This window comes from Brevundimonas sp. (genome assembly GCF_016463485.1).
Taxonomy (GTDB): Bacteria; Pseudomonadota; Alphaproteobacteria; order Caulobacterales; family Caulobacteraceae; genus Brevundimonas.
The window spans coordinates 21,974-46,520 of sequence record NZ_JAEMRD010000010.1 but is presented as its reverse complement, the minus strand read 5'-3'; the positions used below and the strand labels follow the sequence as shown (position 1 = coordinate 46,520).

At 64.5% G+C, this 24,547-nt stretch carries 24 protein-coding genes, 1 tRNA gene and 1 pseudogene; 20 read left to right on the top strand and 6 right to left on the bottom strand.

Annotated elements, in window-relative coordinates; genetic code table 11:
* A pseudogene (locus JHC99_RS03250) lies at positions 1 to 181 on the top strand (TIGR02300 family protein); the annotation flags it as partial.
* Positions 182 to 361: 180 nt separating this feature from the next.
* Positions 362 to 437, top strand: a tRNA-Ala gene (locus tag JHC99_RS03245).
* Between the two features lie 202 nt (positions 438 to 639).
* Here JHC99_RS03245 and paaK read toward each other — a convergent pair.
* Positions 640 to 1,956 (bottom strand): phenylacetate--CoA ligase PaaK, encoded by a 1,317-nt coding sequence (gene paaK / locus JHC99_RS03240; protein WP_292152026.1) that lies wholly within the window; start codon positions 1,954 to 1,956, stop codon positions 640 to 642.
* Positions 1,957 to 2,200: 244 nt separating this feature from the next.
* Here paaK and JHC99_RS03235 point away from each other — a divergent pair, with 244 nt between their 5' ends.
* The 15 genes from JHC99_RS03235 (at position 2,201) to JHC99_RS03165 (ending at position 17,753) form a co-directional block, all read left to right on the top strand.
* Positions 2,201 to 3,694 carry a 3-hydroxyacyl-CoA dehydrogenase NAD-binding domain-containing protein gene (locus tag JHC99_RS03235; RefSeq protein ID WP_292152025.1) on the top strand — a complete coding sequence of 498 codons (1,494 nt, stop codon included), beginning with the start codon at positions 2,201 to 2,203 and terminating at the stop codon, positions 3,692 to 3,694.
* Positions 3,691 to 4,473 carry an enoyl-CoA hydratase-related protein gene (locus tag JHC99_RS03230; RefSeq protein ID WP_292152024.1) on the top strand — a complete coding sequence of 261 codons (783 nt, stop codon included), beginning with the start codon at positions 3,691 to 3,693 and terminating at the stop codon, positions 4,471 to 4,473. Before JHC99_RS03235 ends, JHC99_RS03230 begins: the two co-directional genes overlap by 4 nt.
* A 207-nt stretch (positions 4,474 to 4,680) precedes the next feature.
* Complete coding sequence (locus JHC99_RS03225; RefSeq protein ID WP_292152023.1) at positions 4,681 to 6,957, top strand: TonB-dependent receptor; 2,277 nt, start codon at positions 4,681 to 4,683, stop codon at positions 6,955 to 6,957.
* Between the two features lie 12 nt (positions 6,958 to 6,969).
* Complete coding sequence (paaI, locus tag JHC99_RS03220; protein ID WP_292152022.1) at positions 6,970 to 7,443, top strand: hydroxyphenylacetyl-CoA thioesterase PaaI; 474 nt, start codon at positions 6,970 to 6,972, stop codon at positions 7,441 to 7,443.
* Complete coding sequence (pcaF, locus tag JHC99_RS03215; RefSeq protein WP_292152021.1) at positions 7,436 to 8,638, top strand: 3-oxoadipyl-CoA thiolase; 1,203 nt, start codon at positions 7,436 to 7,438, stop codon at positions 8,636 to 8,638. Before paaI ends, pcaF begins: the two co-directional genes overlap by 8 nt.
* Positions 8,639 to 8,709: 71 nt before the next feature.
* On the top strand, positions 8,710 to 9,705 hold the full coding sequence (paaA, locus tag JHC99_RS03210) for a 1,2-phenylacetyl-CoA epoxidase subunit PaaA (protein ID WP_292152020.1): 996 nt from the start codon (positions 8,710 to 8,712) through the stop codon (positions 9,703 to 9,705).
* A gap of 30 nt (positions 9,706 to 9,735) precedes the next feature.
* The gene (gene paaB, locus JHC99_RS03205; protein ID WP_292152019.1) at positions 9,736 to 10,020 is read left to right on the top strand and encodes a 1,2-phenylacetyl-CoA epoxidase subunit PaaB; all 285 of its coding nucleotides are present in this window, start codon (positions 9,736 to 9,738) and stop codon (positions 10,018 to 10,020) included.
* Positions 10,020 to 10,775 carry a 1,2-phenylacetyl-CoA epoxidase subunit PaaC gene (paaC, locus tag JHC99_RS03200; protein WP_292152018.1) on the top strand — a complete coding sequence of 252 codons (756 nt, stop codon included), beginning with the start codon at positions 10,020 to 10,022 and terminating at the stop codon, positions 10,773 to 10,775. Before paaB ends, paaC begins: the two co-directional genes overlap by 1 nt.
* Before the next feature lie 4 nt (positions 10,776 to 10,779).
* Positions 10,780 to 11,289 carry a 1,2-phenylacetyl-CoA epoxidase subunit PaaD gene (paaD, locus tag JHC99_RS03195; protein WP_292152017.1) on the top strand — a complete coding sequence of 170 codons (510 nt, stop codon included), beginning with the start codon at positions 10,780 to 10,782 and terminating at the stop codon, positions 11,287 to 11,289.
* Positions 11,290 to 11,303: 14 nt separating this feature from the next.
* Positions 11,304 to 12,383 carry a 2Fe-2S iron-sulfur cluster-binding protein gene (locus JHC99_RS03190; RefSeq protein ID WP_292152016.1) on the top strand — a complete coding sequence of 360 codons (1,080 nt, stop codon included), beginning with the start codon at positions 11,304 to 11,306 and terminating at the stop codon, positions 12,381 to 12,383.
* 25 nt (positions 12,384 to 12,408) lie between these two features.
* Entirely contained in the window at positions 12,409 to 12,627 is a 219-nt protein-coding gene (locus tag JHC99_RS03185) for a hypothetical protein (protein WP_292152015.1), read from the top strand.
* Positions 12,624 to 14,141: a cation acetate symporter gene (gene actP, locus JHC99_RS03180; RefSeq protein WP_292152014.1), complete on the top strand. Its 1,518-nt coding sequence runs from the start codon at positions 12,624 to 12,626 to the stop codon at positions 14,139 to 14,141. The genes JHC99_RS03185 and actP overlap by 4 nt, the downstream gene beginning before the upstream one ends.
* 66 nt (positions 14,142 to 14,207) lie before the next feature.
* Entirely contained in the window at positions 14,208 to 15,002 is a 795-nt protein-coding gene (paaG, locus tag JHC99_RS03175; protein ID WP_292152013.1) for a 2-(1,2-epoxy-1,2-dihydrophenyl)acetyl-CoA isomerase PaaG, read from the top strand.
* A gap of 18 nt (positions 15,003 to 15,020) precedes the next feature.
* On the top strand, positions 15,021 to 17,045 hold the full coding sequence (gene paaZ, locus JHC99_RS03170; RefSeq protein WP_292152012.1) for a phenylacetic acid degradation bifunctional protein PaaZ: 2,025 nt from the start codon (positions 15,021 to 15,023) through the stop codon (positions 17,043 to 17,045).
* A 93-nt stretch (positions 17,046 to 17,138) separates the two neighbouring features.
* On the top strand, positions 17,139 to 17,753 hold the full coding sequence (locus JHC99_RS03165) for a TetR/AcrR family transcriptional regulator (RefSeq protein ID WP_292152011.1): 615 nt from the start codon (positions 17,139 to 17,141) through the stop codon (positions 17,751 to 17,753).
* 36 nt (positions 17,754 to 17,789) lie between these two features.
* Here JHC99_RS03165 and JHC99_RS03160 read toward each other — a convergent pair whose 3' ends face one another.
* Both JHC99_RS03160 and JHC99_RS03155 read right to left on the bottom strand, forming a co-directional pair.
* Complete coding sequence (locus JHC99_RS03160; RefSeq protein ID WP_292152010.1) at positions 17,790 to 18,977, bottom strand: Bcr/CflA family efflux MFS transporter; 1,188 nt, start codon at positions 18,975 to 18,977, stop codon at positions 17,790 to 17,792.
* 90 nt (positions 18,978 to 19,067) lie between these two features.
* Entirely contained in the window at positions 19,068 to 19,661 is a 594-nt protein-coding gene (locus JHC99_RS03155; protein ID WP_292152009.1) for a VOC family protein, read from the bottom strand.
* Between the two features lie 152 nt (positions 19,662 to 19,813).
* Here JHC99_RS03155 and JHC99_RS03150 point away from each other — a divergent pair, with 152 nt between their 5' ends.
* From JHC99_RS03150 to JHC99_RS03140, 3 genes are all read left to right on the top strand, one after another.
* Positions 19,814 to 20,227: a BLUF domain-containing protein gene (locus tag JHC99_RS03150; RefSeq protein WP_292152008.1), complete on the top strand. Its 414-nt coding sequence runs from the start codon at positions 19,814 to 19,816 to the stop codon at positions 20,225 to 20,227.
* Positions 20,228 to 20,594: 367 nt separating this feature from the next.
* Positions 20,595 to 21,509, top strand: coding sequence for an NAD(P)-dependent oxidoreductase (locus JHC99_RS03145; RefSeq protein WP_292152007.1), 915 nt, complete (start codon positions 20,595 to 20,597; stop codon positions 21,507 to 21,509).
* A gap of 16 nt (positions 21,510 to 21,525) precedes the next feature.
* Complete coding sequence (locus JHC99_RS03140) at positions 21,526 to 22,218, top strand: GntR family transcriptional regulator (RefSeq protein WP_292152006.1); 693 nt, start codon at positions 21,526 to 21,528, stop codon at positions 22,216 to 22,218.
* Here the strand turns inward: JHC99_RS03140 and JHC99_RS03135 are convergent.
* The 3 genes from JHC99_RS03135 to JHC99_RS03125 are packed head-to-tail and all read right to left on the bottom strand — an operon-like array spanning position 22,208 to position 24,527.
* Positions 22,208 to 23,230 carry a zinc-binding dehydrogenase gene (locus tag JHC99_RS03135; protein ID WP_292152005.1) on the bottom strand — a complete coding sequence of 341 codons (1,023 nt, stop codon included), beginning with the start codon at positions 23,228 to 23,230 and terminating at the stop codon, positions 22,208 to 22,210. The two genes, JHC99_RS03140 and JHC99_RS03135, sit on opposite strands and share 11 nt — an antisense overlap.
* Complete coding sequence (locus JHC99_RS03130) at positions 23,227 to 24,099, bottom strand: fumarylacetoacetate hydrolase family protein (RefSeq protein ID WP_292152004.1); 873 nt, start codon at positions 24,097 to 24,099, stop codon at positions 23,227 to 23,229. Before JHC99_RS03130 ends, JHC99_RS03135 begins: the two co-directional genes overlap by 4 nt.
* A complete protein-coding gene (locus JHC99_RS03125) occupies positions 24,096 to 24,527 on the bottom strand; it encodes a nuclear transport factor 2 family protein (protein WP_292152003.1) in 432 nt (143 codons plus the stop codon). Before JHC99_RS03125 ends, JHC99_RS03130 begins: the two co-directional genes overlap by 4 nt.
* Positions 24,528 to 24,547: the final 20 nt, after the last annotated feature.

Sequence of the window (24,547 nt, the reverse complement as noted above, 5' to 3'; positions counted from 1 at the left end):
CCCCGACGACGAGGATGACGCGGTCGCCGATCCGTCCGAAGAGGCCGGCATGGGCTCGACCGACGGCGACGACGACGTCCTGGCCGACGACGACGACGATTCTGTTCCCTTCATCGAGGATGAGGACGACGACGCCTTCGACGAAGACCTGGCCAAGGGCGGCAAGGACGACGATCTCTAGGAGGCCTGGCGCTTGGTCGCGTGACTTGAGGCCGGTTGGAAAACCGGTCTCAAGCGGTATTTCGATCAAGCGAAAATAAACTGGCCAATCGGGGTTGATCGAGAAATCGCCCTGACATAGGTATCGCCGCCTCGCCGGGGACACCCGACGATCCGACCCGGGACAGCCCGTCTCAGGTTCGGGGCTTTAGCTCAGCTGGTAGAGCGCTTGCATGGCATGCAAGAGGTCAGCGGTTCGACTCCGCTAAGCTCCACCAATTTTCGAAGGGGTTAGCGGGAAACCGCTAACCCCTTTTTCTTGCTGGATAACGTCGGGGTAACAATCAGCGTAATCCTGGCCCGCAGGAGAGCCACGGTGTTGAGGCGGCTTCAGGCCGCATCCAGCTCGGTGCGGGCTCGGCCGCCGCCGCAGTCATTATAGTTCAGACTGTTCACCCATCTTCCACGAGCGGCGGATGGTCACAACGCGTTGCCCTGCAGTTCGGCAGCAGGCTCTCGGAAGTCGACAACACGGCTGGCCTTGCCCTGGGAGCGGGGGAGGGTTCCCTCCGGTCGAATCTGGATGTCGACCGTGATGCCGATCAGGTTCTTGATGCCTTCAGCCAGTTTGAGGCGATCGGAGCTCTGGGCCGGCTCGTTGGTGTCGGGCCTGCATTCGACCAGGATCCGCACCTGGTCCATTCGACCCGGTCGGGTCAGTTCTATCTGGAAGTGGGGTGCAAGCGCGGCGCAGCCAAGGATCTGCTCCTCAATCTGGCTTGGAAAAACGTTGACGCCACGGATGATCAGCATGTCGTCGGATCGGCCCGTGATCTTGTCCATTCTCCGCATCGTCCGGCTGGTGCCCGGCAGTAGGCGGGTAAGGTCACGGGTGCGATATCGAACGATGGGCATGGCCTCCTTGGTGAGGGAGGTGAACACCAGTTCGCCGAGCGACCCGTCCGGCAAGACTTCGCCAGTCACCGGATCGATCACCTCGGGATAGAAGTGGTCCTCCCAGATCGTTGGCCCATCCTTGGCTTCGACGCACTCGGAAGCGACACCCGGGCCCATGACTTCGGACAGGCCGTAGATGTCCACCGCGTCGATCGCGAAAGCCTGTTCGATTTCGCCGCGCATGGCGTTCGTCCAGGGCTCAGCTCCGAATACACCGATCCCGAGCGAGGAGGCGCGGGGATCCAGCCCCTGACGTTGGAACTCGTCCAGGATCGCCAGCATATAGCTGGGGGTCACCATGATCAGATCGGGCCGGAAGTCCTCGATCAACTGAACCTGTTTTTCAGTTTGCCCGCCTGACATCGGGATGACCGCGCACCCCAGCGCCTCGGCGCCATAATGGGCCCCGAGCCCGCCGGTGAAAAGGCCGTAGCCGTAGGCGACGTGAACCTTCATTCCTGCGCGACAGCCGGCTGCGTAGAGGGATCGCGCCACCACCCCGGCCCAGGTGTCGATATCCTTGCGCGTGTAACCTACGACCGTGGGCTTGCCGGTGGTGCCGGACGAGGCGTGAATGCGCGCCAGGCGATCCTGAGGAACGGCGAAAAAGTTGAACGGGTAGGCATCGCGAAGGTCCGCCTTGGTGGTGAAGGGGAACCTGGCCAAGTCCGCGAGACTCAAGAGGTCGTCGGGATGGACACCTGCGGCGTCGAACTTTGCCCGGTAACAGGGATTGCCTGTGTAGGCGTGAGTCAGCGAGTCCTTCAGTCTCTGAAGCTGAAGCGTCTCAATCTCGTCGCGCGACGCCGTCTCGATGGGGTCAAGACCTCGTAACTGCATGCGTCGCCTCCTGTATGCGGACGCGTGGCGTCCTGCCGACCGGTGAAGTCAAAGGGCGTTCGGGTTCGTCGCGACATTTCATACTGTCGGCTTCATTCCTCAACTGCCCGGTGCTCCGCCGCTCCCCTGCCCGACGTCGTCGCGCCGCTGTTTAATAGAATGACCGGACGAACAATTATTATCAAGGTCGAAAATTTGCGCTACGACGGTGCTTTCGGACGCCACCTCAGAACAGGGAAGCTGCATGGAAATGTCACGGGACGCCGTCGTCGTGGTCGTGGGGGCCGGAGCCATGGGAGGCGGGATTGCCCAGGTCGCCGCCCTGGCCGGGCATGTCGTTCGCGTTATAGATCCGTCTGCCGCCGCCCTTGACCGTGCTCGAAACACGATTTCGGCATCCTTGGCTGCCCTGACGAAGCGAGGAACCCACAGCACGTCAGAAACGAATGCGGCGCTGGCGCGCCTGACGTTCACGAAGGAAACCTCGTCTGCATCCGGCGCGACGCTGGTGATAGAGGCGATCGTCGAGCAATTGGCCGCCAAGCTGCAACTCTTTGAGGTCATGTCCCGCGTCGTCGGGCCCGACGCCATACTCGCCAGCAATACGTCGTCCCTTTCGATTGCAGATCTGGCGAACGCAACTCCGGGACCTCATCGCGTCCTTGGCCTGCATTTCTTCAACCCCGCGCCGATCATGCGGCTGGTCGAGATCGTGCCCGGTCCCGTGACGCCGGTGGCGACGATCGACGCCATGATCGCGCTGATGCGCACATGGGCCAAGCATCCGGTTGTCGTTCGCGACGTTCCCGGGTTTATCGTCAACCGCGTTGCACGACCCTACTATGCCGAAGGCTTCGCCGCCCTCGGTGAGGGTATCGCGCCGGAACGGATTGACGCCGCCCTCACGTCCTCCGGGGGGTTTCGTCTCGGGCCCCTGGCGCTCGCCGACCTCATCGGCCACGACGTGAACTATGCCGTGGCTTGTTCCATCTTCGACGCCTACGGCGGCCAGACGCGCTTCAGGCCGCAGAGCACCCAGAGGACGCTTTTCGAGGAGGGTCGGCTAGGACGGAAAACTGGCTCGGGGGTCTATGACTACGCGGCAGCCATGCCCTCCGCGACGGTCGAGGTCGACGGGCCTGAACCCCGGAAGATCCAGGTTTCGAGCTGCCCGGGCCGGTTCCTCGGACTGGCGACCGTTGCCCGTGAGGCCGGTCTTCCCCTGACGGTGGATCACGATCTGGGCGATGAGCGACTCCGGGTCGGAAACGAGGTGATCGCTTTCGGGGATGGACGACGCCTGCGTGATCGCCCGGGTGTGTCCGGCCTGATGGATACGCCGAGGGATCCGTCCGACTGGATGACCTGGGTCGCCAGCGCCGCTTCGCCGAGCGCCAGGGCCGTGATTGCCGGCCTCGCCGGCGCGCTCGGCCGGACAGTCCTGTTCGTGCCTGATCGTCCGGGCCAGATCGTCCTCAGGACCCTTGCTCAGTTGGCCAATTCCGCAGGCGACGCGGTACAGGATGGTGTCGCGTCGGAGGAGGGGATCGACGACGCCATGGTTCATGGTGCCAATCACCCCCAGGGCCCGTTGGCATGGGCGAGACGGCACGGCTTGGACAGGGTTGCACGGACGCTGAACAATATCGCCGATGCAACGGGCGAGGACTTCTATCGGCCGTCCCCCTGGTTCCGCGAGGCGCGATTGACACCTCGCCGCGCCGGAGGTGTTCGATGACCAGCTCCGCAGACCTCCTTTCGGACCGACCGGGCCCGGGGATACTTCTGCTTCGTTTGAATCGACCCGAGCGCAGGAACGCTTTGGCGACACCCTTGCTTCAGGCTGTGGCGGACGCGCTTGATCGGGCTGGGGGAGATCCTGACGTCCGAGTGGTCGTCGTGACCGGTGGTGAGCGTGTCTTCGCAGCGGGAGCCGACATAGACGAACTCGCGGCGTCCACCTCCTGCGATCCGATCGCCAGTCCCCGCTTCGATGCCTGGCGCCGGATACGGTCCTTTCCGAAGCCCCTGCTGGCGGCAGTTGATGGATGGTGTCTGGGTGCAGGCGCAGAGTTGATGATGTGTTGCGACATCGTCGTGGCCGGTGTCTCAGCAAGGTTCGGTCAACCGGAGACCAACCTGGGCATCATTCCCGGCGCGGGGGGCACCGCGACGCTCACTCGGTTGGTAGGACGGGCCCTCGCCATGCGGATGGTGCTTACTGGAGAGCCGATCGACGCGCATGAAGCCTGCCGGTCAGGATTGATCTCAGAAGTCACTGCGGATGGCGACACTCTTGCCCGCACCTTGGATCTGGCGGCGCTGATCGCCGCCAGGTCGCCAACGGCGTTGCGCGAAGCGAAAGCCAGCATACGCGATTATTCTGAACTCACCGAAGACGAGCATTTGCTGCACGAACGTCGGCGCTTCGTCTCCTTGCTGGACAGTTCTGACAAGTCGGAAGGCATCGCCGCCTTCAGAGAGAAAAGGCCGGCGGTCTGGGCGCTGGAGGCCTGATGGAAAGCGGAGCGGAGTTTCGAAATCCACCACGTCACGCTCACCATTCCGGGCCAATAATTGACCGTCCAGACGGTCTTCCAATTGGGTTTGATCAGTGTTAGCTGTTTCTTCGACCAAGCGGACGGCGAATGCCGCCATTCAAAAAACGGGAGGATGACAATGATAATTCGCACTCTGAAAGCGTCTGTGGCGGTGAGCGTTCTAATGGCCGCTGGCGCTGTGCAGGCCCAAGTCGCGACGCCGTCGCGCGGCCCTGACCAAGACGTCTCTGCGCTCGACGAGATTATCGTCACCGCCAATCGTCGCGCCGAAGCGCTGCAGGACGTGCCCGCGGCAATCACCGCCATTTCTGGCGAGACCCTGACAAGGGACAATATCAGTGGCCTGGAGGGGGTCGCGGACCGTACGCCTGGCCTGACCTTCGCTGCCTTCGCCGCCGGTCAACCCGAAATCGCCATTCGAGGCGTCGGCACCAAGGAAGACGGTCCGGCGGCGAGCGATTCAACCGTCGTGTCTGTTGACGGTGTCTATATCGCGGCGCGCTCGGCTCAGGTCTTCGATCTGTTCGATCTCGAACGGGTCGAGGTGCTTCGCGGGCCTCAAGGTACGCTCTACGGCAAGAATTCGATCGGCGGTTCGATCAACTTCGTCACCCTAAAGCCGACCGACGACTTCCGCCTGCGGACACGCGTAAAGGTCGGCAACTATGGACGCCTGGATGCGGCTGGCCTGATCAGCGGCGAGATCGCCGACACCCTTTTCGGCAAACTGGCCGCCAGCTATCGCTCGAGCGACGGCTATATCCGCAACGTCCTGGTCGGAAGCCCTCATTTCGGCGCGCGATGGGGCGAGACGGAGTCGCTGAGTCTGCGCGGCACGCTTCGCTGGCAGCCGACCGATCGCTTCGAGGCCATCCTTACTCTGGACGGCGCCCATGACGACAACGGGGCGACCAATCGTGAACCGGTGGGCAGCGCCGGGCCTCTCCATAATTGCGGGTGCGCGTCCGACCCGGTGGCGGTCAACGTTGCCTTCGGTGGTGCGGGGAGTCCCTTCACAAGCCTGGCGGATGTCGAAGGCTACTCCAAGCGGGACATTTTCGGTGCGGCCCTGACCCTGAATTACGAGCTGGACTTCGCCACTTTCTCTTCGATCACCAGCTATCGCCGTACCGAGTACGACTATCTTGAGGATTCGTCCGGTCTTCCAAGGTCCGCGGTCTTCACCGACCTGACCGGAGCATCCGGGAGTCCGAACGCGGTCCTGCTCTCGCCCGCGACCAACGGCTTCACCTTCAAGATCACCGACGCGGTTCAGGAGCAGCCGAGACAACTCACTCAAGAGCTTCGGCTGACGTCGCCGTCCGGGGATGTGTTCGACTGGATCCTCGGGGCTTTCATCAGCCATGAGGAAAATGCCCGGACCGAAGGGTTCAACTTTCCTTCCCTGGGTCGCGCGGACAGACTTCCGAGCGTTTCAAGTTCCTACCAGACCAACGACGGCCTGGCTTATGCAGCCTATGCGCAGGCTTCCTGGAGTCCGCTGGAGCGGCTGAAGTTCACGGGGGGGGCTCGATACTCGTCGGAGCGAAAGGAGATCACCTCGGAAGCGAGGATTGTTTCAGGTCTTCCGCTGCTCCTGCAAGCCTATCCCGCCGTCGCCGCAGAGGACAGCTGGGAAAACGTCACCTGGAAGCTTGTGGCTGACTATGAAGTCGCGCCGGGGATCATGACCTATGCGAGCGTGGCGACAGGCTTCAAGAGCGGAGGTTTCACCGGCACGGCCTCGACCGCCCTGGTCGCCAGCACCCCGTTCGAACCCGAGCAGGCGACAAACTACGAGATCGGGGCCAAGACCGAGTTGTTCGACCGTCACGTCCGATTGAATGTCTCTGCCTTCTACACGGACTACAAGGATCTCCAGGTCACGCGATTCTTTCAGCCTGCGGGGACCACGTTCGGGCAGTTCATCACCGAGAACGCCGGCGCGGCCGAGATCAAGGGGGTAGAACTCGAGGCCACGATCCGTCCGACGACGGCCTTCGAATTCGGCGGGACCGCCTCGATGCTCGACGCCCGGTACACGGAGTTCACCGGCACCCCGTCGCAGGTGGTCACGGGCGACTTCACGGGCAACCGCCTGCGCCAAGCACCGCGTTTTTCCTCCAGCGCCTACGCGAGTTACACCCACGATTTCGCTGACGGCGCAGCGCTCGGCGCGCGCGTAACCTACAAATACCAAAGCCTCAGCTACTACGACGCCGACAACAATCCGATCACGACAATTCCGGCTTACGAACTGGTCGACGGATCGGTCACCTACACAACCGCCGATCAGCGGATCGACGTCAGTGTCTGGGGGAAAAACCTGGGCGACGAGGAGTACCGGACCCATGTGTTTTCGCAACGCGACAGCCGGGTCGCCTTCGCCCTGTTCGGGGAGCCGCGAACCTACGGGGTAACCCTTTCCTACAACTACTGACCGGATGCCGGGATGACGACTCAAGCGGTGGCCGAAGGCGACGCCGATGCGCTTGCGCGCCGGGTCGCCGAGGCGATGCGGATCGGGGAGGGCCCGACGGCCCTTCTCGGTCTGAGCCTCGATTCCATCGGTGACGGCTACGCCCAGGCCTCACTGACTCTGGACCCGAGGATGCTGAACGGCCTGGGCGGAGCGCACGGAGGCATTCTGTTTCTGCTCGCCGACAATGCCTTTGCCTACGCCTGCAACTCCCGGAACGCCGCGACCGTGGCCCAGGCCTGCACCATCAGCTTCCTGGCACCCGGGCGTGACGGTGAGCGGGTAACCGCAGAGGCGCGACGAGCCGGAGAGGCGGGGCGGTCCGGCGTCTATGATGTCCGCGTCACGGGCGATGGCGGTCGGCTGATCGCCATCTTCCAGGGTCTGTCGCGTGCGCTCGGCGGGCCCGTTATCGATCCCGCCACCGGAGACCTTGTTCATGGCTGACGCCTTCATCTGCGACGCTGTTCGCACACCGATCGGTCGGTTCGGCGGCTCCTTGGCACAGGTGCGGGCTGACGACCTTGCCGCCGTCCCGATCCGCGCTCTCAAGGCCCGCAATCCCGGCGTCGACTGGTCCCGCCTAGACGACTGCGTCCTCGGGTGCGCCAACCAGGCCGGAGAGGACAATCGCGATGTCGCGCGCATGGCGGTGCTGCTGGCGGGGCTGGGCGAGACCGCGCCGGGCACGACGCTCAATCGCCTGTGCGGCTCGGGCATGGACGCCATCGGCGTCGCGGCGCGCGCCATCAAGGCGGGTGAGGCCGACCTCTATGTGGCCGGCGGGGTCGAGAGCATGACCCGGGCACCGTTCGTCAGCGCCAAGGCGACGTCCGCCTTCTCTCGGGATGTGCAGGTGTTCGACACCACGATCGGCTGGCGGTTCGTCAATCCGGAGCTGAAGCGTCAGTTCGGGACCGATTCCATGCCGGAGACCGGGGAGAACGTGGCTCAGGAGTTCGGGATCAGCCGGGCGGATCAGGATGCCTTTGCGGTCCGAAGCCAGGACAAGGCGGCCCGCGCCCAGGTCGAAGGGCGGTTCGACGCAGAGATCGTTCCGGTCGTCATCCCGCAACGAAAGGGCGATCCGGTCATCGTCGACCGCGATGAACATCCCCGCGCCACGTCGATGGAGGCGCTCGGCAAGCTCAAGCCGATCGTGCGGCCTGACGGTACGGTCACGGCCGGCAACGCCTCGGGCGTGAACGACGGCGCGGCGGCGCTTCTGATCGCCTCGCAAGCCGGCGCGGCGCTGCATGGGCTCACGCCCCGGGCGCGCGTGGTCGCCACCGCCGTCGTCGGACTGAGCCCGCGGATCATGGGCATGGGTCCGGCGCCGGCCTCCCGTGCGGTCCTCGCCAAGGCCGGCCTGTCCCTGGCGGACATGGACGTGATCGAGCTGAACGAGGCCTTCGCGTCGCAGGGTCTGGCGGTGCTTCGCGATCTTGGTCTGGCCGATGACGCGGCGCAGGTGAACCCCAATGGCGGTGCCATCGCGCTGGGCCATCCACTCGGCATGTCGGGGGCCCGGCTGGTGTTGACGGCGATTGAGCAGTTGCATCGAACCGGAGGCCGCTATGGCCTCTGCACCATGTGTATCGGCGTTGGTCAGGGCATCGCCATGATCGTCGAACGCGTCTGATCTGCATCGATAAATTAATTGACCGACCGGTCAATAAATGTTAGACCGACCGGCTAGCGAGGAGTCCGTCCATGTACGTTCAAGAGGTGAAATCCGCCGTCCGTGAAGCGCCCGTGGTGCTGGGTGTCGTCGAAGACCCGGAACGTCTGGCCGCGTTCGAGGCGCGGGTCGCGGCCGACGAATTCATCGAGCCAAAGGACTGGATGCCTGAGGCCTATCGCAAGACCCTCATCCGCCAGATCTCCCAGCACGCACACAGCGAGATCGTCGGCATGTTGCCCGAGGGAGCCTGGATTTCCCGGGCGCCGAGCCTGAGGCGCAAGGCGATCCTCCTGGCCAAGGTGCAGGACGAGGCCGGCCATGGGCTCTATCTCTATTGCGCGGCCGAGACCCTGGGCATCTCGCGCGACCAGATGACCGATGCCCTGCTGTCGGGGAAGGCCAAATACTCGACCATCTTCAACTATCCGACCCTGACCTGGGCCGACATCGGTACGATCGGCTGGTTGGTCGACGGTGCGGCGATCATGAACCAAGTTCCGCTGCAGCGCACCTCTTACGGGCCCTACGCTCGTGCCATGGTGCGGGTTTGCAAGGAAGAAAGCTTTCATCAACGCCAGGGCTATGAATCCGTCATGGCGTTGATGGCGGGGACGCCCGAGCAGAAGGCGATGGCGCAGGACGCACTGGACCGCTGGTGGTGGCCGTCGCTTATGATGTTCGGCCCGCCCGATGATCAGTCGCCCAACTCGGCCCAGTCCATGCGGTGGCGCATCAAGCGCGACACCAACGACGAGTTGCGCCAGAAGTTCGTCGACATGACGGTTCCCCAGGCTGAGGCCCTCGGCCTGGTGATCCCGGACAAGGCTCTCGTCTGGAATGAGGTCAAGGGCGGCTACGACTTCGGCACGCCCGATTGGGATGAGTTCTTCGCGGTCGTCCGGGGCGAGGGGCCAATGGCGTCCGAACGCCTGGAGGCTCGCCGCAAGGCCTGGGACGACGGGGCCTGGGTGCGTGACGCGGTCATGGCCCATGCCGACAAGCAGGCCGAACGGCTGGCGGCGTGACGCCGCAGATCCCTGATCGGAATCCTTGAAATGAGTCGTGAAATACCCCTCTGGGAAGTCTTCGTCCGCGCGAAGAACGGCCTGTCCCATCGCCACGTAGGCAGCGTCCACGCCGCAGACGCCAGGATGGCGATCGAGAGCGCGCGGGACGTCTATACGCGGCGAATGGAGGGTGTGAGCCTCTGGGTCGTGCCATCGACCGCGATCACGGCCTCGGACCCCGGCGACGCCGCCGCCCTGTTCGAGCCTGCCGAAGACAAGGTCTATCGCCACCCGACCTTCTATGTCGTTCCCGACAACATAAAGCACATCTGATGCCCGTCGACGCCCGTTTCGCCTATGTGGCCTCCCTCGGCGACGACGCACTGGTCCTTGGCCAGAGGCTCGGCGAATGGTGCGGCCATGCGCCCACCGTCGAACTCGATCTGTCCCTGGCCAACCTGGGACTGGACCTGATCGGCCAGGCCCAACACCTGCTCGGCTACGCGGCTGAACTCGAGGGAGCGGGACGTGACGCCGATGCCCTTGCTTTTCGTCGCGATGTCCTGGCGTTCCGCAACTGTCTGATGGTCGAACAGCCCAACGGCGACCTGGCCCGCACCCTGGCCCGTCACCTCCTGTTCTCGACCTGGCAGAAGCTGATGTTCGAACAGATGACCGCGATCCGTGACGACCGGCTGGCAGCGATCGCCTCCAAGGCGGTCAAGGAGGTCGCCTACCATGTGCGTTTCGCCTCCGAATGGGTCATCCGACTTGGGGACGGCACCGAGGAAAGCCACCGGAGAATGCGAGAGGGTCTGGCATGGCAATGGCGGTTTTCCGATGAAATGTTCGAGACACCGGACGATCTGAAGGGGCTGATCGCCGATGGCCTCGCCGTCGATCCGGCGACACTGCGTCACGACTGGGACCGGGCGATCGACGTCGTCCTGGCCGAGGCGCGGCTGTCGCGTCCACCCCAGGCGCGGGGCGTTACGGGTGGAAGGCAGGGGCGTCATGGCGAACATCTGGGCCTGATGCTTGCCGAGATGCAGTTTCTGCCCCGCGCCTATCCAGACGCCATCTGGTAGGACGATGATCACCCCCGTCTCCCTTGGCGATTCCGGGATAGCGGCGCGCCTTCTTGCTGTCCTGGCGGAGGTGCCGGATCCTGAAATCCCCGCCATCAGCCTCGTCGATCTCGGGATCATTCGCGACATCGAGACCGACCCGTCAGGCGCAACCCGTATCGTGATCACCCCGACCTATACGGGGTGTCCGGCGACGCTGGTGATCGAGACCAGCATCCGGGTCGCCCTCGACCGTGCCGGCCTCGAAGACGTCGCCATCCGGTCCCGGCTGTCGCCGCCGTGGACCACCGACTGGATCACCGACGAAGGGCGCGAAAACCTGCGCCGGTACGGTATTGCCCCGCCGGAACGCGGCGACGGTCACGGCAGCCTGAAGGCGGAAACCCCTGCGGCCTGTCCCCAGTGCGGGTCCGTCGACACCGTTGAAGTGAGCCGGTTCGGCTCGACGCCATGCAAGGCGCTGTGGCGCTGCCGGGCCTGCGCCGAACCGTTCGACCGCTTCAAATGCATCTAGAAAGCCGTCGCCCCATGGCCGTGAAGACCGAATTCCATTCCCTGACCGTCGCCGAGGTTCGCCAGGAAACGGCGGACGCGGTCTCGATCCGATTCCAGCTGCCTGAGGAGGCGCGGGAACGGTTCGCCTTCCAGGCGGGCCAGTATCTGACCTTGCGTGCCGAGATCGCCGGTGAGGATATCCGGCGCAATTATTCGGTTTGTTCTTCGCCGCTGGATGGCGAGCTCCGCGTCGCGGTCAAGGCGCTCGAAGGCGGCGTCTTCTCCGGCTATGCGACCCGCGACCTGAAGCCCGGAGACCGGATCGATGTCTTGCCGGCGACCGGGCATTTCACGGCCCCGTTCGCCGAGGGTCAGAACCGTCACTACGTGGCGTTCGCCGCCGGCTCGGGCATCACGCCGATCCTGTCGCTGATCAAGACCGCGCTGAGCGTGGAGCCCCAGAGTCGCTTCACTCTGTTCTACGGCAATCGCATGAGCGCCCAGATCCTCTTCCTTGAGGAGTTGTCCGGCCTGAAGAACCTCTTCATGGGCCGGCTTGAGATTTACCACTTCCTCACGCTGGAGGAGGAGGAAATCGATCTGTTCAACGGCCGGCTCGACCGTGCGAAATGCGACGAGATTCTCGACACCTTGATCGACCCCGCCGGGATCGACATGGCTTTCGCCTGCGGACCGGAGGGGATGATGCTGGCCGCGGAAGCCGCGCTCCTGGCCCACGACGTACCGGCGGATCGAATTCTGCTGGAGCGGTTCGCCAGCGGCGGAGCCCGGGTGCTGGACGCCGCGGCGCGTGAGAAGGCCGATGCCGCCAAGGGACGCCGGGTGGGCGTGGTGCTGGACGGCCGCAAGCTGACGGTCACCTTTGACGCCGAGGCCGGAAACATTCTCGACAGCGTGCGCAAGGCGGGGGCGCCGGCTCCGTTCGCGTGCAAGGGCGGGGTCTGTGCGACCTGCCGGGCCAAGGTCGTGTCCGGCGAGGTCGAGATGCGGATCAACTACGGCCTGACGTCCGAAGAGGTCGAGCAGGGCTACATCCTGACCTGCCAGTCCGTGCCGCTCAGCGACGACGTCGTCGTTAGCTATGACGGCTGATCATGAGACTCCAAAGGAACAGGGCATGACGAACGCAGTCGGTTTCAATCGGTTTTGGGCCTGCCTCGGCCTGTTGCTCATCTATCTGCCTATTCCGATCCTGGCGGGTCTGGCGGCGCGGCCAGGGTGGCTCGCCCTTTCTCCTCTCGGTGTCCCGGCTGCGTTGTGGGGACTGGGCGCTCTCATCATCGCCTTCGTCGCGGCCAGTTTCCTGGCCGCAAGCCATTCCGAGGCAAACGGATGACGCCGACAATTCCTGCATTTCTGGCAACGATCGCCATTACCTTCGCCATCACGATCTGGGCGTCCCGGCGAGGGGCAAGTCGCGAACAATTGTATACGGCGGGCGGTGAATTGAGCGGCGGCCAGAACGGACTCGCCATCGCCGGCGACTTCCTGTCCGCGACCACCTTGCTGGGCACCACCGCGCTGTTCTACGCCAGCGGCGTCGACACAGCGATCTATTATCTCTGCCCATTGGTCGGTCTTGGCATGATGCTCCTGCTGATTGCCGGACCCCTGCGTCGATTGGGACGGTTCACCTTGGGTGACGTTCTGGCGACCCGGCTCAAGGCGCCGCGGTTGAGGCTGTTCACAGGCATCAGTTCGCTGATCATTTCCCTGATCTACCTGGTCGCCCAGATGGTCGGGGCCGGCGCGCTCGTCTCGGTCCTCTTCAATTTGTCTTTCACGGCTGCTGTTGTGATCGTGGGAGCCCTGTCGACCATCTACGTTGGGTTCGGGGGCATGCTTGCCGCCACCTGGGTGCAGATCGTGAAGGCTGTCCTTCTGATTGCGACCATCGCTCTCCTGTCCGGCCTGGTCCTGGCCGAAACCGGGGGCTTTGCTGCCCTGTACGAGCGGGTCAGCGCGACCCACCCTCTGGGTGAGGCGTTGTTCCTGCCCGGCGGCTTCAAGCTCGATCTGTTCTCCACCGTTTCGCTGTCGCTGGGGCTTATCCTCGGGATGATGGGATTGCCCCATCTGCTGATCCGTCTCTTCACCGTCCCGGACGAGGCCGCCGCTCGACGCTCGGTTCTGGTCGCAACGAGCCTGATCGGCGCGGTCTTCTTCCTTCTTCTGGTCGTCGTGGGCCCCGGCGCGGTCGCCCTCGTGACGGGTGAGGCCCGCTATTTCGACGAGGCGGGCAAGGTGCTCGGCGGAGGCAATATGGTCGTGCTTCACCTGGCCGATGCGCTGGGCGGGGGTCTCTTGTTCGGCGTCCTCGCCGGCGTAGCCTTCGCGACGATCCTGGCGGTAGTTGCGGGGCTCACGGTCGCCGCGGCGTCATCAACCGCTCACGACATCCTGGGGGCGCTACGCCCGAGCCGGCCTCTGAGCGAGGCTCAGGAGGTGTTGGTGTTCCGGGGCGCGACAGCAATCGCGTCTCTCATCTCGGTGTTGCTGGCGCTTGCGTTTCAAGGCGTGAACGTCGCCTTCCTCGCAGCCCTCGCGTTTGCCGTGGCGGCCAGTACGAATTTCCCCGTGCTTGTCCTGACCCTCTATTGGGATCGCACCACGGCCCGGGGCGCGATCGTCGGCGGGGCCGTCGGGCTGATCTCGTCGGTTTTGCTGATTGTGGCTGGGCCGGCGGTCTGGGTCGGGGTTCTCGGGCACGAGGCGGCGCTCTTTCCGTCAGACTATCCCACCCTGATCACCGCGCCTCTGGCCTTCCTCGTGGCAGTTGTGGTCTCGCTGACCGACCGAACCGGCGTTGCGCGAGCCGGTGGTTCCGATACGTTCCAGGCTGGGGATTAAATTGACCGTCCGGACGATCTATTCTAGGTCAATAGCAGGCGGCATCACGATCGCCGGGGGAGCGACATGAGCTACGAGACGATCATCTTTGACGTATCCGCCGAAGGCGTAGCGACCCTCACCCTAAGCCGGCCTGACCGTCTCAACAGCTTCACCGTGCAAATGCACGAGGAGGTCCGCGAGGCGCTTGACCGTCTGGAGGCCATGAGCAACGTCCGCGTCCTGCTGCTGACCGGAGCCGGTCGCGGCTTCTGCGCCGGGCAGGATCTTTCCGATCGCGCCGTCGCTCCGGGCGGCGACACCGTCGACCTTGGGGATTCGGTCGAGCGCTTCTACAATCCGCTGATCCGCCGTCTGGTCGCCCTGCCGATCCCGGTCGTCTGTGCGGTCAACGGCGTAGCGGCCGGCGCCGGCGCCAATCTCGCCTTGGCCGCCGACATCGTCATCGCGACGCGCAGCGCCAATTTCATCCAGTCCTTCGCCAATATCGGCCTGATCCCCGACTCGGGCGGCACCTGGATCCTGCCTCGACTGATCGGGCAGGCGAGGGCGCTGGCGATCGCCATGACCGGCATACCCGTGACCGCCGAACAGGCCGAGGCCTGGGGCATGATCTGGCGAGCCGTCCCGGACGAGGACTTTACCGCCGAAACCCAAAAGCTGGTCTCCGGCTTCGCCAAGGCACCGACCCTGGGCCTCGCGGCGACCAAGACCCTGATCCGCGAGAGCGGCGCCCACAGCCTCGACGAAGAGCTCGATCTCCAGCGCGCCACGATGAGCCGGCTGGGGCGCACCGCCGACTACGCCGAGGGCGTCGCGGCCTTTCTCAACAAGCGCACGCCGGTCTTCCAGGGCCGCTGAACACCAGGAGCACTCCCCATGGGTCTACTCACCCTGCAGAATTTCGTCGGCGGCGAATGGCGCGGCGCCACCGCCGGAGCCGTCGAGGTCCCGTCCGCCCTGACCGGCGCTCCGGCGGCGGCGCTCGGATCCGGTGGTCTGGATTTCGGGGCCATGGCGATCCATGCCCGCACCGTCGGCGGGCCGGCCCTGCGCGCGATGACCTTCCACGATCGCGCCAGGATGTTGAAGTCCCTCGCCGAAGCCATCATGGCGCGCAAGGACGAGCTCTATGCGCTGTCGGCGATGACCGGCGCGACCCGGACGGACGGATGGGTCGATATCGAGGGCGGCGCCGGGACCCTGTTTGCCTATGCCTCCAAAGGAAGGCGCGAACTGCCCAACGACCGGGTGCTGCTGGATGGCGCTGTCGAACCCCTGTCCAAACGGGGATCCTTCGTCGGCCAGCATGTCCTCAGCCCGCTACAGGGCGTCGCTCTGCACATCAACGCCTTCAACTTTCCTGCCTGGGGCATGCTGGAGAAACTGGCACCCACCCTGCTCGCCGGGGTGCCCGCTATCGTCAAGCCGGCCTCCTCGACCGCCTATGTGACCGAACACTGCGTGCGCATCATGCTGGAAGCGGGCGTCCTTCCCGAGGGAGCCCTGCAACTGATCGTCGGATCGACCGGCGATCTGTTCGAGCACCTGACCGGTCAGGACGTGATCTCCTTCACCGGCTCGGCCGCTACCGCGCTCAAATTGCGGGCGCACCCCACGATCCAGAGCGAGAATGTTCGCTTTATCGCTGAATGCGACAGTCTGAACGCGACGGTCCTGGGGTCGGACGTGACGCCCGACGCGCCGGAGTTCGACCTCTTCGTCAAGGAGGTGGTGCGCGAGATGACCGTCAAGGCCGGTCAGAAATGCACCGCCATCCGCCGCATCTTCGTACCCGCCTCGCAGATCGACGCCGTCCAGGAAGCGATCACGGCCAAACTCTCCGCCGTGGTTGTCGGTGACCCCGCCATTGAGGGCGTCACCATGGGCGCCCTGGTCAGCCGCGCTCAGCTGGCCGACGTACGGGCCAAGGTGGCCGAGCTCGCCCAGGAAGCCCGGATCGTCTTCGGCGATCCGAATGCGATGCCCGAGGCAACCGACACCGCCGGCGCCTTCATGAGCCCGGTTCTGCTGCGCTGCGACACCCCGTGGGATGCCCCTCGCGTTCACGACACCGAGGCCTTTGGGCCAGTCGCAACCCTGATGCCCTATGCCGATCTCGTCGACGCCGTGGCCTTGTGCCGGAAAGGCGAGGGCTCGCTGGTCATGTCGCTGTTCACCTATGACCCGGCCGTCGCGGTCGAGGTCGTGGCCGGCACCGCAGCGTATCACGGCCGTGTGCTGATCCTGGACCGGGATTGCGCGCGGGAGTCCACGGGTCACGGCTCGCCGCTGCCGGGTCTGGTTCACGGCGGTCCCGGTCGTGCCGGTGGCGGCGAGGAGATGGGCGGCCTGCGCGGCTTGAGCCACTATATGCAGCGCACCGCCCTTCAGGGTTCCCCGCGCATGCTCTCCGAGATCGGCCATCGCTGGATCAGGGGGGCACCGGAGCTCAAGGAAGGACCACATCCTTTCCGCCTGAAGTTTGATGAACTCGCGCTCGGCAAGACCTTCGACAGCGCCTCGCGAACAATCTCGCTGGACGATATCGAACATTTCGCCGACTTCACCGGCGACACCTTCTACGCACACATGGATGAAGAGGCTGCCGCGGCCAATCCATTCTTCCCTGGCCGGGTCGCGCACGGCTATCTGATCCTGTCGTTTGCCGCGGGTCTCTTCGTTGATCCCGCCCCAGGCCCGGTCCTCGCCAACTACGGACTGGACAGTCTGCGCTTCCTCAAGCCGGTCTCGCCGGGCGATGCGATCGCCGTCCGCTTGACGGCCATGTCCAAGAGTCGTCGTAACGATGAATACGGCGAGGTCCGTTGGGACGCCCAGGTCACCAACCAGGACGGGGAGACGGTCGCCTCCTACGAGCTCCTGACAATGAACGCGATCTGATCGCGGACCGACCGGTCGGGTTGTTCGACCGGTCGGACTGGCGTCGAGACGGCCTTTCGCCTAAGCCTCTGGCGAACGGTAAAGAGGCAATTCATGGCGCGCACCCAGGCGCTTGATTACGACAAGCGACGTCTGGCCATCATGGAGACGGCCGCGTCCCTTTACGCCTCCCATGGTTTTCTCGGCACCTCGGTCGCCCAGATCGCCGAGGCTTGCAAGACGTCCAAGTCGCTGCTTTATCACTACTATCCCTCCAAAGAAGATATTCTCTTCGACGTGATGGACTCCCACGTCCTCAGCCTGATCGAGGCTACGCGTGAGATCGAGGCGCTCGACGCTACCGCATCGGAAAAGGTCCGGCGGCTTGCCGACGCCCTGATGGGCATCTACGTCGGCGCGCAGGCCCACCAGAAGGTCTTGCTCAACGAGTTGACCAATCTGGCCGAAGATCGGCGCACCACCATCATCAGCCACCAGCGGGAATTGCTGACTCTTGTCGACGGCCTGGTGTTGGTCTTGAGGCCCGATATGGCTAAAGCGAAGGCCGAGCGGAGGGCGCTGGTGATGCTGTTCTTCGGCATGATCAATTGGGCCCACACCTGGTACGACGCCGACGGGCCCGTGAAGCCGGCGGCGTTCGCCAAGATGGCGTCGGACCTTTTTCTGGGCGGGCTCGAGGCGGGGGCCGGATCAGCCGAGGCCGGCTGACGGTTACGGTATCCCCGAGGGGCGCGGATGGTCACCTCATTCTGTGCCAGCGCCACGGCTCAGAAACGCTAAAAGGCTCGCAGCGCTGAACAGGACCATGACGGCCGGTGCCGCAACGATGCCTGCGACATCGGATGTTGCGGCGACGAGCAGGCTCGCCAGCGCCATACAGGCCATCTGGAACGTATTGAGCAAGGCCGAGGCGAGGCCGGCCAGGTCTCCCATGGGTTCAAGTGCCGCCTGGGTCGCCGCCGGGGTGATCAGCCCATAGCCGAAGGTGGCTGTGACCAGGCAGATAGTGATCGACTGCAGGGATGGTCCGCCCAAGAGGATCAAAGCCAGGGCCACGGCTGGCGCTCCCGTCGCCAGGATCAGGCCGCCGCCGATGAGGTGTCGCCCGCCGAGACGCTTTCCGAGTGCACCCGAGACAGCAGACCCCGCGACGATTCCGAGTGCGGTGCAGGCGAAGAGGCCGGCATAGATGTGTGATGAGACTCCGTAGGCACCGACGAAGAGCAGCGGAGATCCCGCCACATAGGCGAACATGGACCCGGCGCTGAGCCCCCGGATCGCTCCGTTTTGCAACGGAATCCGTGAAAATATCCGGGCGAACAGTCGTCGTCCGGAGGGGGCGGCAGCGTTGGAGCGTCTCTCCGCCGGCCAGGTTTCCTCGAAGCCGAAGCTCACCCAGAGGACGAGGATCGCACCTAGCGCTGTGAGAACGGCATATATCGCTCGCCAGTCGCTCAGACTCAGGATGGCGGCGCCCAGACTGGGAGCTATCACCGGGGCAATGCCGAGAAGCATGCCCAGTGCGGCCAGACGCCGATGCATCGCGGTTCCCTGAAGTCGATCTCGGGATGCTGCGAAGGCCAGCGTCGGGCCTACGCCGGCACCCATTCCCTGCACCACGCGCGCAATCAGCAGCATGTCGACGGACGACGCAAAGGCGCAGCCCAGACCTCCAAGAGTGAAGAGAAGCAGGCCCAGGATGAGCGGGGCCTTGCGGCCTAGCCGATCCGACACGGCGCCGTAGGCGATCGGAGCCAGGGCGAAACCGGCCATGAACAGGCTGAGCGTCAGGCCCATCGCCAGCGGCCCGCCGCCCAGGTCATTCTGGGTCTGGATCGCCGCCGGAAGCGCCATGTCGATCGACAGGGGCGGGAGGGCGCAGAGCGCGCCCAACAGCAACAGACTGGTCGGCCGTTGGAGCCTGTCCGTCATGGTTTCCTTTCTGCGGCGCGGGGCCTGTCATGTCGTCTCAGGTCGTCGCTGGCCGACCCGTGTTCCCATTCCTGTCGATGCCGGGTCGCGTCAGGGTCGGTGCATGTCCCAGGCGGAAAGCCCAGCCGGGAGAGGAGGGCGGGCCGTCAGCGATTCAAGAGGTTCACCACTCTCGAAGCGCGTGACCATTTCGTCAGGGTCGAAGATCACGCCCATGAAATTCTCGACGTAGTTTCCGGCCTCGAAGAAGGCATTGACCTCCGCCGGGGTCCGCAACACGTCATACTGCAGTTCGACCTTCAGGCCGTCCGGATCCCGGTAGTAGATCGAGACCGTGGGTCCGTGGATGATCGGCCAGAAGGGTTCGATGCCGACCCCCTTGAGCCGAACATAGGTCGCCAGAAGCTCGCTCAGCGTCTCGAAAGTGAAGGAGATGTGTTCGACCCCGCATGAGGTCGCAACCAGGGGGGTGGCGTCGCGCGCATTGATGATGCCGATCCGATGGTGCTCATCGTCATAGCTCAGGAAGGCCACATCGTCGTTCTCGAACGATATCTCCGCGTTCAGCACCGTCAGATACCATGCCTTCGCGCGTGAATAGTGGGCGGTGCGCACGACGACGTGAGCGAGCTTGCTGGGCTTGGGCGGGACCTTATGCAACTCGGCCAACAGGGGGGTAGACATACTCGGGCTCATCGGTCCTCGCTTAAGCTCAACAAAGCCACACCCTATCTTGGCAGATTGTCGACCATATGCAATATGCAGGATGGGAACGGCCCTAGCCAAGACGCCTGGGCGGGGAGCCCGGGAAAGGCAGCCAGGTTTGAGTGCGCTGCATGACCATGAAGATCGAGGCATTGGCCTACGTGAGCGAATCCGCCAGCCCAGACCCTTCGGTTCTGAGCCTGGCGACTATTCTGGCCGCTTCAGAGCGCAACAACAGCAGGGACCAACTGACCGGTGCCCTGCTGCACAGCTCGGGCCGCTATTTCCAGGTGATCGAAGGCGACGCTGCCGATGTGGGGCGCCTTCTCCAGCGGTTAGAGAACGACCCTCGCCATCGACAGCTGACCATCCTCAGCCACGAGCGAAGCGCGGCACGCCTTTTCGCCCGGTGGACGATGATGACGCCACGCTTCGACCCTGGTCGCCGGGCCCAGATTGATGAGATTATCAGCCGCTGCGAGATCGATCCGACTGCAGCGGTCCGAAAGACCCTCACATTGGTCGAGGGGACCATGGCAGTTTGACCCGGGGCTATTACGATCCGCCTCACACGCACGAATGGGCGCAGTTTTCCTATCGGCTGGAAGGCATGGTGGTGATCCGTGCGGGCGAGGCCGCGGCGTCTGGATTCCGCCCGGCACGGTCCATGAGGTCTCCTGCCGCGGCCCGTCGCCTACACCGACGGCGCGCCGGCCCTGTCGGGTGCCTCACTCTGGCGTCCACGATGCAGTTCGCGATTGGCACAGACCAAACGTGCCGCGCGAGGAACGCAAATGTGCGACCTGGTCAAATCACGGTGCTGGACATGCCGCAGACCACCTGCGGACGGAAGTCCGATCTTTGAAGATTGTCGACCATATGCAATATTGTTGAAATGGTCGGGAGTCGAACATGAAGATCGCGATGCTGGGCACGGGCATCATGGGGTTCCCCATGGCGCGTCGGCTGGCCGAGAAGGGTTTGCAGGTCTCCGCGTGGAATCGCACCAAGGCCAAGGCTGCGCCTCTGGCGGCCTATGGCGTGCGGCTTGCGCCGACGCCCGCCGACGCGGTCGCGGGCGCCGACGTCATCGCGACCTGCCTGACAGACGCCGAGGCGCTGCGCAGCGTCCTGTTGGCGCGCGACGGCATCCTCGAGGCCGCGCCAGGGGTGCTGATCATGGACTTTTCGACCAGCAGTCCGGAAGCCACCCGCGTGCTGGCGGAGGCTGCGGCTGCAAGGGGTCGCTCCCCCTGGATCGACTGCCCGGTGTCCGGAGGCCCCTCGGCGGCGGCATCGGGCTCCCTGGTGGCCTTTTGCGGGGGAAACGCGGCAGACATGGCCACCGTGGATCCCGTGCTGAAGGCACTTACACGCCGGTTCACACACATGGGTCCGTCCGGTTCCGGCCAAGGCGCCAAGCTGTGTAATCAGCTGATCGTTTCAGCGACGATGATCGCCATCTCGGAGGCCGTGACACTCGCGCACGCCTTCGGCATCGACCCCGCCCGTCTGCCCGCTGCGCTTGCCGGAGGTTACGCGGATTCTCTGCCCTTGCAGATCTTCGGACCGCGCATGGCGGCAGAGACTCTGGAACCGCGGATCAGCGAAGTGGCTACAATGCTCAAAGACGTCCGCGAAGTCGCGAGCGAAGGTCGTCAGGAAGGCCTGTCGCTTCGCTTGGCCGAAACGTTAGAACTCATCTACTCTACAGCGGAGACGAAGGGGTTCGGCGGAGACGATCTGGCGATCCTGCCCCGACTCTCCCAGCCGGCCCGCCGCCCCGATACAAGCCGCTTCGCCGACAAGATCTTGTCGGCGACGTAGCCAGGACCCCAGAATGATGAACGACGACACCGCTGAGATTCTTAAGCTGCAGCCTCACTCCCTGCAGGCTCAGGTACTTGATCGCCTCCGCGACGAGATCATTCGCGGCGTGTGGCGGCCCGGCGTGCGCCTGCAGGAACGCGCGCTGTGCGAACGGTTCGGAATCTCGCGGTCACCGCTTCGCGAGGCCTATCAGGTGCTGGCTGCTGAAGGATTGCTTGAACTGCTTCGCAATCGTGGGGCCGTCGTCTCTGCCCCGAGCCTGCCGCTGGTGCTCCAGAATTACACCCTGCTGCGGACGCTAGAAGTCCTGGCCATCGAACTCGCCTGCGATGCGGCGACGGACGGCGACCTGCAGGCGATCGCCGCCACGCACGAGGAAGAAAAGCGCGCCGTCGATCCGGTCAAGGCGTTTGAACTGAACAACGCGCTTCACCGCATGATCGTGGTCGCCAGCCACAACCAGCCGGTCATCGATGCACACCATGTCGTCTCGCGACAGATCATCAGGGTGCAGAACGTCAATGGCTTCCCGGAACCCCGCGTGATGCCGGGTGACGAGCATGACACCTTCATCGATCCGCTGTTGAAACGTTCGAAGGCCGGGGCGGTCAAGGGGTTGAAGGCACATCTGACCCATGTCGAGGACAACCTCCGCCAGCGTCTGACCACGCTGGCGGAGACGGAGGAGTACCGGGTCAGCGCGTGATGTCGATCACGATCTTGCCCTGGGCCTGTTTGGTCTCGCAATACAGGTGGGCGTCGACGATCTGGTCCAGGCCGTAGACGCGATCGATGACCGGCCGGATGCGACCCTCGTCGACGAGGGCGGCGATGGTCCGCAAGGCCGCCCCGTTGGGCTTCATGAAGGCCCATTCGTATCGGCGCCCCAGTCGCGCCTGCTGAGCCTTCCGATCGGCGAGGAAGGCCTCCCCCCGGGCGATGCCATCCTCCAGACCGAACTGATCAATCATGTGCAGCTTGGGGGTCACGATGCTGACATAGGCGGCGTCGGCACCCGTCTTCAGCGTACCCAGCAAACCCTCTTCCGTATCGAAAGCGGTGTCGAAGGCGACGTCGTAGTCCTTCAGGACCTCCCGAAAGTCCTCCCGGGTGTAGTCGACAACCACATCCGCGCCCAGCGACCGGACGAGATCGACGTTACGGGTGCTGCATACGGTCGCGACATGGGCGCCCCAGGCCTTCATCAGCTGGATCGCGAAACTGCCGACTCCGCCGGCTCCGCGTGGGACGACGACCCGTTTGCCTTGCGTCGTCTCCGGCGTGAGGCCGAGGATGTCCACGAGCGCGGTCCAGGTGGTCAGCGCGACATAGGGCAGGGAAGCCGCTTCTGGAGTCGAAAGGGTGAGGGGCGCAGGTGCGGCCCACGCTGCCGGCAGCCCTACCTGTTCGGCGGACGCGAAGTTCGGAACGCCGGCGTAGACTCGGTCCCCCACCCTGAAATCGGAGATATTCGCGCCGACCGCAGCCACCACGCCGGCGACGTCTCGCCCGGGAATCAGTGGAATGCGGATCAGTCCCTCGCGGAGGAAGAAGGCGCTTCCGTAGCCGGCCCGCACGGCGCAATCGATCGGGTTGACGGTAGTGGCCCCGTTGTCGACCAGAATGTCATCCGGGCCGATTTCCGGAACAGGTGCGTCGGTGAGGACCTTCAGGACATCGGGTGCCGCACCGAAGACCGAGAACTGGGCCGCCCTCATGGTTCGGCCGTAACGGTGTTGGAGATTCGGCCCAGGCCCCCGACCTCGATCTCGACCGTCTGGCCGACCGTCAGGAAGCGCGGAGGATCCATAAGGGCGCCGACCCCCGGCGGGCAGCCGGTGCTCAGGATGTCGCCAGGCTCAAGGGTGAAGACCGTGGACAGTTCCTCGATCATCTGGCCGATCGAGTAGATGAAGTCCTGGGTCGAGCCGTCTTGACGCAGGTCGCCGTCGACCCAGGTGCGGATGCGCATGTCATGGGGATCGCCGGCCTCGTCCGGGGTCGTCAGCCAGGGACCGGTCGGGCCATGGGTATCGAAGGATTTGCCGAGGGTGGCGGTCGGGGCTCGCATCTGCCAGTCGCGGACGCTGACGTCGTTGCAGATCATGAACCCGGCCACGAACGACATGGCGTCATCGGCCTTCACATGACGGGCGCGCTTGCCGATCACCACGGCGAGCTCGCCCTCGTAGTCAAGCTGGCTGGAAACACGAGGCATGTGGATAGGGTCATTCGGGCCTGTGACGCAGGTCACCTGCTTGTTGAACCAGAGCTGGGTCTTGGGCATTTCGATCGGCACACCCTTCGCCTTGAGTTCGGCCACGTGGGACTTGAAGCTCAGGCCCAGGCCGAGGAATTTGCGCGGGTCAGCGACCGGCGCATGAAGGGCGACGGCGGCAAGGGGCAGGCGCGGCGCGGTTTCCCCAGCTCTCGACAGAGCGGCCATGGCCTCGTCGCCGGCGAGCAGCAGAGCCCGCAGGTCCGTGGGCAGGGTGGGGTCGGACACGCCGACGTCGGCCATCTGGTCGCCGAAGACGAGGCCGAGACGGGGTGCCCCGCCGCCCGTGGAGAAGGACGCGATCTTCATTCCGCGTCCTCCGGGGCCATGAAGCCGGAAAAGACCAGCTCCAGGCGACGGCTTGTGAAGGCCCAGCCGTCGGCCGTCCTGATAAAGGAGTCGAACGAACTGCCGCCCATCAATTGCTGACGGCCGCCCTCGCTTACCGCGGTCATGACATTGGTGATCGCGTCGACGCGATCGCCGTCGACGGTCAGGCGCAGGTTGCTCCAGTAATGACGGCTGACCCGGCCCTTGTTCGCCGATCGGGCGGTGAAGAAGGTTTCGATCTCCGTCTTGCTGGTCAGGGCGAAGGCGGGCGTCTCGACCCGGCCATCGTCGACGAACAGTTCGTGGATCGTGGCGCCCAGGCCATTGTCGATGCGATGACAGAACTCGCTGAGAAGCTGTTCCACGGCGGCGCGGATGTCGGGATCGGGGGGCGGGGGAAGGATCATGGCGAACTCGGCTTCAAAAG